Origin of the sequence: Melghirimyces thermohalophilus (genome assembly GCF_900102685.1) — a bacterium.
Classification (GTDB): Bacteria; Bacillota; Bacilli; order Thermoactinomycetales; family DSM-45169; genus Melghirimyces; species Melghirimyces thermohalophilus.
The window spans coordinates 113,325-124,932 of the sequence record NZ_FMZA01000004.1 but is presented as its reverse complement, the minus strand read 5'-3'; the positions used below and the strand labels follow the sequence as shown (position 1 = coordinate 124,932).

Here is an 11,608-nt window from a genome sequence, read left to right as displayed (position 1 = left end):
CAGGCTGAGCCTTTCAGAGAGGAGGTCCTCAGGCTGAAAGACCTCCAGGTGAAACCTCGCCGAATGTCACCCTGGAGCTGTCCGCCAGAAGAAGAGTAAGGCGGACCGTCGATCCACGTTACGGATATTGAGAGCACCGGTGCGACGCCGCCGGTGAAAAAAGGTGGTACCGCGGAACAACTCCTTCCGTCCTTTAGGGGATGAAGGGGTTTTTATTTTGACCGAATTAAAGGGGGTCTCATTTTGGCTGAACAACCATCCAATCTGCCCACCGCATACGACCCGAAACGGGCAGAGGACAAATGGTACGATTATTGGATTGAGGGAGGGTTTTTTGAGGCGGGCAAAGATCCGGAGAAGAAACCCTTCTCTGTGGTGATTCCGCCGCCAAACGTGACCGGTTATCTGCATATCGGGCATGCTTTGGACAATATCTTGCAGGACATCCTGGTTCGCTGGAAGCGGATGGAGGGTTATGATGCCCTTTGGCTCCCGGGGATGGACCATGCGGGCATCGCTACTCAGGCCAAGGTGGAAGCTCGCCTGCGGGAGGAAGGGGTGAGCCGCCACGATCTCGGCCGGGAAAAATTTCTGGAACAGGTGTGGGACTGGAAAGAGCATTACGCTCAGATTATCCGAAATCAATGGAGAAAGTTGGGCCTCTCCCTGGATTATTCCCGGGAACGGTTCACGATGGACGAAGGATTATCTCAAGCGGTGCGGGAAGTTTTTGTCCGCTTGTATCAAAAAGGTCTGATCTACCGGGGCAAATATATTATCAATTGGGATCCCGCTACGCAGACCGCCCTGTCGGACATCGAAGTGATTCACAAAGAGGTGCAAGGGCACCTGTATCATATGAACTATCCCTTGAAAGACGGTAGCGGATCGATTCGCGTGGCCACCACCCGACCGGAGACGATGTTGGGGGATACCGGAGTGGCTGTTCATCCTGAGGATGATCGGTACCGGGATCTGGTCGGAAAAACGGTGATCCTACCGGTGGTCAACCGGGAGATTCCGATTGTAGCCGATGAACACGTGGATGCCGAATTTGGTAGCGGTGCGGTGAAAATCACGCCGGCGCACGATCCCAATGACTTTGAAATCGGGTTGCGTCATGATCTGCCGCAAATCTTGGTGATGGACGAAACGGGTACGATGAATGAAAACGCCGGTCCCTACCAGGGCTTGGACCGTTTCCAATGTCGGGAGAAGATTGTCGATGACCTTCAAGAAGCGGGGGTATTGACGGAAATCGAAGCGCATACCCATTCTGTTGGTCACAGTGAACGTTCTGGTGCGGTGGTGGAGCCCTATCTGTCGACGCAGTGGTTTGTGCGAATGAAACCGCTGGCCGAAAAGGCGATTCAGGATATCCGTTCCGGTGAAGGCGTCCAATTTGTGCCGGAGCGGTTTGAAAAGATTTATCTCCACTGGATTGAAAATATCCGCGACTGGTGCATTTCCCGACAGCTCTGGTGGGGGCACCGGATCCCGGCGTGGTATTGCACCGATTGCAGTGAAACGATTGTCGCTAGGGAAGATCCCGATCACTGCCCGAAATGCGGCGGAGAGCATCTTCATCAGGATGAAGATGTGCTGGACACCTGGTTCAGCTCTGGTTTGTGGCCTTTCTCCACTATGGGTTGGCCGGAAGAGACGGAGGACCTGAAGCGCTACTACCCGACGGATGTGCTGGTAACCGGTTACGACATCATCTACTTCTGGGTGGCTCGAATGATCTTCAGCGGTTTGGAATTTACCGGTACCAAACCTTTCCGGGATGTGCTGATCCATGGTTTGGTGCGTGATGCCGAGGGGCGTAAGATGTCCAAATCCCTGGGCAACGGCGTCGATCCGATGGAAGTGATTGAGAAATACGGGGCCGATGCCATCCGGTTTATGTTGTCTACTGGAGTCACCCCGGGGAACGACGTCCGTTTCCGCTGGGAACGTGTGGAAGCTGCCCGCAATTTCGCCAATAAGATCTGGAACGCATCCCGCTTTGCCTTGATGCACCTGGAAGGAGTCAAGGCGGAGGATCTTTCCTTGAACGGTCCCCTGTCTACCGCGGACCGGTGGATTTTGCATCGCTTGAATGAAACGGTGGAGCGGGTGACGGCGGGACTCAACCGCTACGATTTCGGAGACGCGGGACAATCCCTGTATCATTTCATCTGGGATGAGTTGTGCGATTGGTATATCGAATTTGCCAAACTTCCCCTATACGGTGATGATGAGGCTGCTAAAGACTCCACCCGATCCGTGTTGGCTTATGTGTTGGATCAGTCCCTGCGCCTGCTTCACCCCTTCATGCCCTTTATTACGGAAGAAATCCGGCAACATCTTCCCGTGGAAGGGGATAGCATCACGGTGGCATCCTGGCCCCAGAGCCAATCCCGCTTTGAGGCGCCGGAAGCCGTGGGTGAAATGGAGATTTTGATCGAGACGATTCGGGCGGTTCGGAATACCCGGGCGGAAATGGATCTTATGCCCAAACAGCAGGTGGATCTGTTGATCCGTGCGGGAGAGGAAGCCGTGCCTGCCTTCCGGAACAACGAGGCAGCGATTCGTCGCTTGTGCGGAGTGGATCGGTTGGAGGTGGACCCGTCGCTTCGCCGTCCGGAACGGGCGATGGCTCTGGTGGTGACCGGCGCGGAAATTTTCCTCCCCTTGGAAGGTGTGATCGATATTGAACAGACGATCGCTAAGTTGGAAGGGGAGCGGAAAAAGTTGGATAAGGAAGTGGAACGGGTGGAGAAGAAGCTGGCCAATGAGGGATTTGTCAACAAAGCGCCTGCCCACGTTGTGGAGGAAGAACGGCAAAAAGGTCGGGAGTACCGGGAGAAGCGGGAGAAGGTGGTCAACCGCCTCAAAGAACTGAGAGGGGAATAATCCCGTTTTATCCCCGTTGGGAATCGATGGATAGAAAGGGGCGAAACAAACATGACAGATGATGCGTTTTTTTCCACAGCAAGCGAAGTTTTTGACTGGATGGAAACCAATTGCACTCAGGGAATCCGCCCCGGTTTGGAACGGATGGAGTGGATCCTGGAACGGTTGAATCATCCGGAGCGCCGGTTGAAGTTTATCCATATCGCCGGGACCAACGGGAAGGGATCGACAGCGGCGATGATCGCTTCCGTCCTGCAAGAATCGGGCTTTCCGACGGGGATGTTTATCTCTCCCTATATGAAAGATTGGAATGAGCGGATCAGCATGGACGGTCAGCCGATTCCTGAGAAATCCTTTGTCTATTGGGCCGGCCGTCTGGCCCCGCTGGTGGAAGAGATGGAGGGAGATCAGGTAACGCCCTTTGAATTTTGGACACTGGTGGCGATCCTTTACTTCGCCAAGGAGGCCGTGCCATGGTTTGTGGTATGGGAAACCGGGTTAGGCGGTCGTCTGGATTCCACCAATGTGGTTTATCCGTTGGTTTCCGTCATCACCAATGTCGGGCATGACCATACCTATATATTGGGGGAGGGGATTTCCGACATCGCCCAGGAGAAAGCGGGGATCATCAAACCCGGAGTGCCTGTAGTGACCGGTTGCCAGGCGGAAGCGCTGGAAGTGGTTGAGTCGGTGGCTAAGGAAAAAAGTAGCAAGTTGTACCGGCTCCGTCATGAATTTGATCTAGAGGTGCTCTCCCAGGGTGAGGAAGGCGGATCTTTTCAATTTCAGGGCCCGTTCCGCCATTTGGAACAGGTTTCTGTGCCCCTTCGGGGAGCTCACCAGTTGGAAAACGGAGCTGTCGCTCTGATGACCCTGGAGGTGTTGCGCCAGTATTACGCCACCGTGATGGATGATGAAGACATCTTGAAAGGGATGGCGGAAGTTGACTGGCCCGGTCGGCTGGAACGGGTGGCTCGACAGCCGGAAATCATTCTGGATGGGGCCCACAACCAGGAGGGATCGGAAGCCCTGGCATCGGCGATCCGGGATTTTCGATATGACCGCCTCCATCTGTTGATCGGGGTGCTCGAGGATAAGGATGTGGATGCCATTTTGCGCCCGCTTCTTCCACTGGCGGACCGTGTGATGGTGACGGGCGTCTCCCACCACAGGGGACTGGATCCTCGACAACTCCGGGAAAAAGCGCTTCAACTGTGCCCTGATGTGGAGATCGATTGGGAACCCCGAGCGGACAAGGCGCTTCAACAACTTCGAGCTGAAGCCAACGATCAGGATGCCATTCTGGTGACAGGAACGTTGTTTCTAATATCGGAAATCAAAAAAACACTGGGTCGGGAATCAAGTTTTTGAGAGTGGGTGAGTAGGTGTTGAATCCCAAGGAACATGTACATTTCATCGGTATCGGTGGCTACGGGATGAGCGCTATCGCCCGGGTACTCCTGGAGATGGGGTACCGGGTAACCGGTTCCGATGTAGCTGAAAATAAATTGATCCAACGGTTGGCAGCTTTGGGGGCGGAAATCCATATCGGTCATCAAGCCGTCCTGGTGGAAGGGGCGGATCGGGTAGTTTATTCCTCCAGCATACCCGAGGAAAATGTGGAGCTGAAAGCGGCGCGAGAGAAAGGGATGCCGGTATTCCACCGTTCCCAGATGCTGGCCAATCTCTTGAACGATAAAAAAGGAATCGCTGTTGCTGGGGCGCACGGAAAAACAACCACCTCCTCCATGATCGCTCAGACAATGGAAGAGAGTGGAGCCGATCCCACCTACGTGATCGGAGGGGAAGTGGTCAGCTTGGGCAGCAATGCCAAGGCTGGAGCGAGCCCCTATGTGGTGGCGGAGGCAGATGAAAGTGATGGCACGTTCCTGGAGTATGAACCCCAGATCGCTGTCGTTACCAACATTGAATCCGATCATCTGGAAAATTATGATGGGAGCTTTGAAAACCTAAAAGATGCCTATCGCCAGTTTCTCAGCCAAGTGAAGCCGGATGGTGTCGCCGTCCTGGGATGGGATGATCCGTACCTCAAGGAGATCGCCCAAGAGAGCGATGCTCGGATCATCACGTATGCTCTGGACACGGAGGCCGACTATATCGCCACAGATATCCGACAGGTACTGAATCGGATTCAGTTTACCGTTCGACATCACGGGACCTCCCTGGGAGAGGTGACGATTCACATTCCTGGTCGTCATAATGTGGCCAACGCCTTGGCAGCTGTCGTGGTCTGTTTGGAAGCGGGACTCACCTTTGAGCAGGCGGTTGACGGCCTGTCCCGTTTTCAGGGTGCCAAACGCCGTTTTCAGGTGATCGGTGAAGTGGACGAGATCATGGTGGTGGATGATTACGCACATCATCCCACAGAAATCATCTCCACTCTCAAAGGTTTGAAGGCACTGGATCGCCGCATTTTGGCGGTGTTTCAGCCGCAGCGTTTTTCCCGAACTCATCTGTTGATGGATGAATTTAGCCGTGCTTTTGCAGAAGCGGATGAACTGGTTTTGACTGATATCTATTCACCGCCGGGTGAGCCTCCGATCGAAGGAGTTACCTCGGAACGGCTGGCCCAGATGGTGAAGAAAAACAGCAACCCCAATACCGTCTACCGGGCAAGCAAAGAAGAAGTGGAAACTTATCTTTTGAATCATGCTCGCCCCGGAGATCTGGTGATCACCATGGGAGCCGGAGACATCTGGCGGGTGGCGCACAATCTGGTACCGGCTTTGAAAGCCCGGCAAAAGGAAAAAAGTAAAGGCTAAAAACGGTTCTTCACCGCTCGGCTTAAAGCCGGGCGGTTTTTCTTTCCATTGACAGTCCTAGATTTTTTCGATAAATTCGCTTATTGTAGTCCGTCGTGAAAAAAATGGCGCCGAATCAGACATAATAAGGACAGTCCCGAGGGTCATGATTGTGTTTATATTTTTGTTGAGAGGGAATGAACATAACGTTAATATCCTTTAAAGGTGGGTTAATGTGAAAAAGGTTTCCAAGGCTGTTTTTGGTATCTCCCTTTTGATCGCTGTGTTGTTTATCCTGTGGGGTACGGTGATGCCGAAACAGGCAGGCGAGATCACCAGTCAGATTCAGTCGTTGATTCAAGACAAATTTGGTTGGTTTTATCTGCTGTCTGCCACTGGTTTTTTGGTTTTTGTCGTTGTTCTCATCTTTACCCGTATGGGGAACATACGCCTGGGCAAAGACGATGAAGAGCCGGAATATAGCTATATCACCTGGTTTGCTATGCTGTTCAGTGCCGGCATGGGGATCGGGCTGGTGTTCTGGGGGACGGCGGAACCGCTCAGCCACTTCTCCGCCCCGCCGACGGGAGACCCTGGAACACGGGCGGCGGCAAAAGATGCGATGCAGTACTCCTTGTTCCATTGGGGATTGCATCCTTGGGGGATCTACACCCTGGTCGCTTTGGCTCTCGCTTATTTTAAATTCAGGAAAGATGCTCCCGGTGTCATCAGTGCCACCTTTTACCCGCTCTTGGGCGATCGGGTGAAAGGTCCTATCGGAAAAACCATCGATATCCTGGCGGTCTTCGCCACCATTTTCGGTGTGGCTACCTCTCTCGGCCTGGGAGCGATTCAGATTTCAGGCGGGCTTGGCTACCTAGTCGAAGGGATTCCCAATAACTTTACCACGCAAATCACCATCATCGCGGTGGTGACGGTGCTATTTATGGCATCGACATGGTCTGGGCTGAACAAAGGGATTAAATATCTCAGCAATATTAATATCGCCTTGGCCGTCCTCCTGATGCTGTTCTTGCTGTTTACGGGATCTACCAAGTTCATCATGGATTTCTTCACCACCACCTTGGGTGGTTACATTCAGGAACTGCCCCGGATGAGTCTCAACCTGAACCCCTTCCAAAGCTCGCAGCAGGCGGAATGGACGCAGAGCTGGACCATCTTTTATTGGGCATGGTGGATCGCCTGGGCACCCTTTGTGGGAACCTTTATCGCCCGGGTTTCCCGAGGACGGACCGTCCGGGAATTCGTGTTGGGCGTTTTGTTGGTTCCGACGGTGTTTAGCGCCCTTTGGTTCTCTGTCCTCGGCGGCTCCGGCCTTTACGCCGAGATGTTTGATAAGGCGGGCATCGTCGATGTGATGAACAGCCAGGGGACGGAATCCGCCTTGTTTAAACTGCTGGAATCGGTACCTCTGGGTACAGTGCTATCCATCATCGCGATCCTGCTGATCGGAACCTTCTTTATCACCTCCGCTGACTCCGCCACCTTTGTGCTGGGAATGATGACGACGAAGGGCAGCCTCAACCCTGCTCAGTCCGTCAAACTGACCTGGGGTGTGATTCAGGCAGCTTCGGCGGCGGTGCTGTTGTGGTCCGGCGGGCTTCAGGGATTGCAGACAGCCTCCATCATTGCTGCTTTCCCCTTCGCCTTTGTAATTATCGGAATGGCTTTCTCCCTGTTCAAATCGATGCAGGAGGACAATCCTCGGCCGAAGCCGATCCGATCCGGGGAAAAATAATGGCTACCAAAACCGCTGACGGAAGGTCAGCGGTTTTTTTTGTAGCGAGACCGGGAACGAAGTGACTGGCGAGACTTGTGCCCTATGGGTGCAGTCGGAGCAGCTTCGGAAATGCCGCTGCTCGCTTTTCACAACACTTCACGGTTTCCTACACATAAAAAAGCCCCCTCACAGGAGAGAGCTTTTTTTGTGCAGCCGTTTGGGCAGATAAACGCGACCGAGAAACCAGGCGATGATCCAACCGAGGAGCAGAAAAAGAGGAAGCAGCGTCACAGGTGCTTGCCACAACCACCATTGGGGCAGGAGGATGAGGACAGCCTGTACCGCCAGCAAGCCGACAGCGAGGCGGGACCAGTCCTTCTGTTTCTGCTCCACTGGACGGGGATAAAGACGGAACCAGGGTTGGTAGCGGTGAATGCGCCGGATCCAGGGCAGTTGTACTCCGGTCAGATACAGACCGCCTGCTAAGGTGAGGGCGGCCATCCACCATTCAAAGCGCAGAAAGGCCATCATCGCCGCTGTAACCAACGTCAATCGGATATAGACCCCAAAGGGTTCCCTGTACCGAAAAAAGGTGCGCAGATACAGATACAGATAGCTGTTCTCAGGTGTGGGCGGCAGCCACTTATAAAAAAAGCCTAAGGCGGGGCGGTTCTTCACTTCGTTTCCAATGTAGGGAACATCGATAAACTGATGGGCCAACCGGTAATAGGTTGAGACGGTTCGCTGTTCCCTGATGATCAAAGCCTCCCAGGGAATCAAGTGGCGGGGAGGTTGTTGTTTCAGGTGATACAGGGTCAGCCATCCGATCCAAAGGATAGCCACCAGCAGGGGCCAGCCGAAAAAGTGACCGGAGAATAACCATAAGGTGATCACTCCGTTGCTTCCCCAACGAAGAAAGCGTGGGATCCCTGGCCGGTCCCGGTGGTGAAGTTCAAACCAGTAAATCCAAACATTCCAGACCTTTAACACCGTCAAGACGGCCCACGAAGTGACAAGGCCGGCCATATCCCCCAGTCGGGTGAGGTAGAGAGGGGATAAAAAGGACAGCAAAAGAAATATTTTCAAGGATTGTATTCCAGCACTGTAGGCGAGAGAGCGGCGAAAATAGATTTTCAATCCCGCCAGATCCGGGAACAGGAATACGGGATCAGCCGGCTGCACAAAGGTGCGAATGCGGGTTCGGGACAAGGACCAGGTGAAAATAGCGGTAAACAGCAGGTAAACCGGGAAGTGGGCGGGCAGCCACTCTAAAAAAGCCCGGTAACCGAAATAGATCAGGATCAAGAGGAACACCGGGAGAAAGTGGAGCCCTTTTGCGATCAGGGCGACGTACCGGGAGCCTTTGACCCAGGCTTGGTTCATTCGTTGCCGAAAGAGGGCGGGTATCGGTGTCATAGCCCCTCCTCCCCGGCGGCCTGAATAAACAGCTCATCCAGAGAAGCCTGGGGCAATCCGGCCTGTCGCCGCATCTCGTCCAGAGTCCCTTTAAGGGCGATCTGCCCCTCCCGGAGCAGAACGAAACGGTCGCAAGTTTTTTCAGCTGTGGCCAACACATGGGTGGATAAGAGGATACCCGTTCCCTGTTGTTTCAGCGTTTCCATCTGTTCCAGGAGGTTGTGGATGGCCAGCGGGTCCAAGCCGATAAAAGGCTCATCCACAATCAGCAACGAAGGCTCCAACAGGAAGGCGGACAAAACCATCACCTTCTGACGCATCCCTTTAGAAAAGGTGTCCGGGTACCAGTCCACCCTTTTCTTCATATGAAACCGTTTTAGCAGTTTGTCCATCCGACTTCGGCTTACAGCGGGGTCGATACCATAGGCGGCGGCAGTCAACTCCAGATGTTCCCCCAGAGTCAGCTCGGGGTACAGATAAGGGGTTTCCGGTATGTAGGCGAACTGTTTCCGAAAAGCGGCCGGATCTTCCTCCAGGGTGCGACCGTTGAAGCGGATCTCTCCCTGTGTAGGGGTGAGAAAACCGAGAATTTGTTTGATGGTGGTACTTTTGCCGGCCCCGTTCAGGCCGATCAGTCCCACGATTTCACCAGGTTTTACGGTGAACGAAAGATCGTGAATCACCGGTTGTCCGGTGGAATAGCCACCAGTCAATGCTTTTACTTCCAGCAAAGACGAACCCTCACCTTTCGCGTAGATTGGTTTCACATACTTGAAATCTTATCTCAGACGATCTCCAGTGTCCAGGTTTTGCCTATGAGGTGGACATCAAGGGGATTCCCTCTTTTTATTTGTCGAAAAATGGTATAAAATGCAATTATCCCAATTTGGTCCACGAGGAGAGGAGAGCGTGGTTTGGCTGTCGATGTTGATCGGGTGGTGGGCTGCAGGATACGGAGTGGCCGGGTCGTTTCGGCTCTTTTTCAATGAGGAGGTAAAGCCTCAACCTTGGTTTTCGGCGGCAGGCGGGGTCGGTTTTGCTTTGGTAACTCTGAGCAGCGCGTCTCCCGCGGAACGATGGACTGGGTATATCCTGGTTCTCTATTTGGTGACTGCCGCCACCATCGACCTTTCTCGGGGGTTGATTCCCAATCGTCTCAACTTGACTGCCGCCCTTTTCTTCGTGATGTGTCACGCTATATCGGATGGAGGGTGGATCGAGCCGCTTCTCGTTGCCAGCGGGGGCGCTGCGTTCCTGTTGGCAGTCGCTCTTCTCTCCCGCGGCGGAATGGGAGGCGGTGATATTAAAATGGTGGCCGCCTCTGGAGTCGCACTGGATTGGACTGGCATGGTATCCGGTTTGGCGGTGGCCATTATAAGTGGCGGACTCTGGTCCATTTTGCTTCTTCTCAGGGGAAAGGCAATGAAAAGGACGCCGCTTCCTTTCGCCCCCCATCTGGCGATCGGTTTTTTCGTCGGTTTTCTGTGGGGGGAGGAGCTGGTGCAGGGCTATCTTTCCTACCTTCATTTGGAATCCATCCTGTAACCCTGGCTTATCTTTCATCGGGTTCTATCTCAATCTATCAAAACATAGATTATTGGTAGTACTCGCTGGAAGAAGGAGACGATGGACCGATGGCAAAAATCCGAATTCGTATGCGAGCTAAACATGCCACGACGCCCCTTCCCCGTCGGTCGGAAGAGAAACCCCCGCATGATACAGAGGAAAGTAAGCAGAAAACGGCTGCCGGGAGGGAGATCTCCCCCAAGGAAACGAGGGCGGAGGATGGGGGTTTCCGGAAATGGCCTTTGTCCTGGAAGAGTCGGGAAGAAAGCGATGGGAAGACGGTCGGATGGGGAAGTCCCTATTCCGGAAACCGGCGGCGGGGACGTCCAGACGGGCGGCTCTGGGCGATTGTGAAAGCGGTCGGGGGAGCGGTGCTGCTGGGAAGCTTGATGGGTGCTTTGATCATGTCCCTCTTTTTTTCCGGTGATGCAGATGTCTCCAACTGGAGCATCGATTCCCATTTACAAAAGGTTCCTGGGAAGGAGGAGGAGTCAGAGACGGGCACCACTAAAAAAAAGGAATCCTCCGATCAAAAGGAAGGTTCCTTGCCAAAATTGGAAGCAGTCTTGGTTCAGGCCGGAACATTTAAGAAGGAGCCCAACGCGCTGAAAAAGGTGCGGGAATACCGTTCCCAAGGGATGGCGGCGGTGACCACCGAACAAGCTCCCTACCGGATTTATCGCGGTGTCGGCATGAATAAAAAGGAGGCTGAGGCTCTTTCCTCCTCCTTGCAGGAAAAAGGAGCGGATCTTCATCTAAAGCCGATTCGGGTTGCGGACAAGCCCGTCTCGCTTGCCGATTGGACTAACGACGACAAGGAGCGAAAAGCGTTGTCAGACATGATTGAAGAGGGGCATGAGGTTTTTCGGCTGATGGGTGAGAAGAGTACGACGGGGCTTCGTCAGGGCAAGGATTCGGTTTCTTTTGAGTCGGTATGGCAAGATGTCTTTTCCAAATACAGTGAAGTAGCCCAAAAAGCACCTAAAATGGAGAAGTCGCTGCCGAAAGAGGCCACACCACACTTGGTACAGATGGTTCGAGCCTTGGATCAAGTGGTGCAAAATAGTCGAACCTATCAAAAAGATCCGGAGACAGTCACTTTGTGGCAGATCCAGGAAGGATTAGTTCGATATGCTTTGGCCTACGAAAATTTCTTGGAAGCCTTCCGGTAAAGGAGGGAATCTTTCTTGTTCCACCAGACCGAATTTGCTAAACTGAACTTGTA

General features: G+C 53.5%; 8 protein-coding genes and 1 other annotated feature (1 of these 9 running past the window's edge). Of the genes, 6 read left to right on the top strand and 2 right to left on the bottom strand.

Going from position 1 to position 11,608, the window contains the following annotated elements:
• Positions 1-197, top strand: a binding site (T-box leader) (it extends 26 nt beyond the left edge of the window).
• 46 nt (positions 198-243) lie between these two features.
• From BLP91_RS04125 to BLP91_RS04110, 4 genes are all read left to right on the top strand, one after another.
• A complete protein-coding gene (locus BLP91_RS04125) occupies positions 244-2,898 on the top strand; it encodes a valine--tRNA ligase (RefSeq protein WP_091566956.1) in 2,655 nt (884 codons plus the stop codon).
• A gap of 51 nt (positions 2,899-2,949) precedes the next feature.
• Positions 2,950-4,269 carry a bifunctional folylpolyglutamate synthase/dihydrofolate synthase gene (locus tag BLP91_RS04120; RefSeq protein ID WP_091566954.1) on the top strand — a complete coding sequence of 440 codons (1,320 nt, stop codon included), beginning with the start codon at positions 2,950-2,952 and terminating at the stop codon, positions 4,267-4,269.
• Positions 4,270-4,286: 17 nt separating this feature from the next.
• Positions 4,287-5,681, top strand: a complete 1,395-nt coding sequence (gene murC / locus BLP91_RS04115; protein WP_091566952.1) for a UDP-N-acetylmuramate--L-alanine ligase — start codon at positions 4,287-4,289, stop codon at positions 5,679-5,681.
• Between the two features lie 214 nt (positions 5,682-5,895).
• Entirely contained in the window at positions 5,896-7,419 is a 1,524-nt protein-coding gene (locus tag BLP91_RS04110) for a glycine betaine uptake BCCT transporter (RefSeq protein ID WP_091566950.1), read from the top strand.
• A 168-nt stretch (positions 7,420-7,587) separates the two neighbouring features.
• On the opposite strand, the gene BLP91_RS04105 is transcribed toward BLP91_RS04110, so the two are convergent.
• Together BLP91_RS04105 and BLP91_RS04100 are read right to left on the bottom strand one after the other, a co-directional pair.
• Positions 7,588-8,817, bottom strand: a complete 1,230-nt coding sequence (locus tag BLP91_RS04105) for an ABC transporter permease (RefSeq protein ID WP_091566948.1) — start codon at positions 8,815-8,817, stop codon at positions 7,588-7,590.
• On the bottom strand, positions 8,814-9,545 hold the full coding sequence (locus tag BLP91_RS04100) for an ABC transporter ATP-binding protein (protein ID WP_091567080.1): 732 nt from the start codon (positions 9,543-9,545) through the stop codon (positions 8,814-8,816). Before BLP91_RS04100 ends, BLP91_RS04105 begins: the two co-directional genes overlap by 4 nt.
• A 181-nt stretch (positions 9,546-9,726) precedes the next feature.
• Here BLP91_RS04100 and BLP91_RS04095 point away from each other — a divergent pair, with 181 nt between their 5' ends.
• Both BLP91_RS04095 and BLP91_RS04090 read left to right on the top strand, forming a co-directional pair.
• Positions 9,727-10,362 (top strand): prepilin peptidase, encoded by a 636-nt coding sequence (locus tag BLP91_RS04095; RefSeq protein WP_176757805.1) that lies wholly within the window; start codon positions 9,727-9,729, stop codon positions 10,360-10,362.
• A gap of 89 nt (positions 10,363-10,451) precedes the next feature.
• The gene (locus tag BLP91_RS04090; RefSeq protein ID WP_091566944.1) at positions 10,452-11,555 is read left to right on the top strand and encodes an SPOR domain-containing protein; all 1,104 of its coding nucleotides are present in this window, start codon (positions 10,452-10,454) and stop codon (positions 11,553-11,555) included.
• Positions 11,556-11,608: the final 53 nt, after the last annotated feature.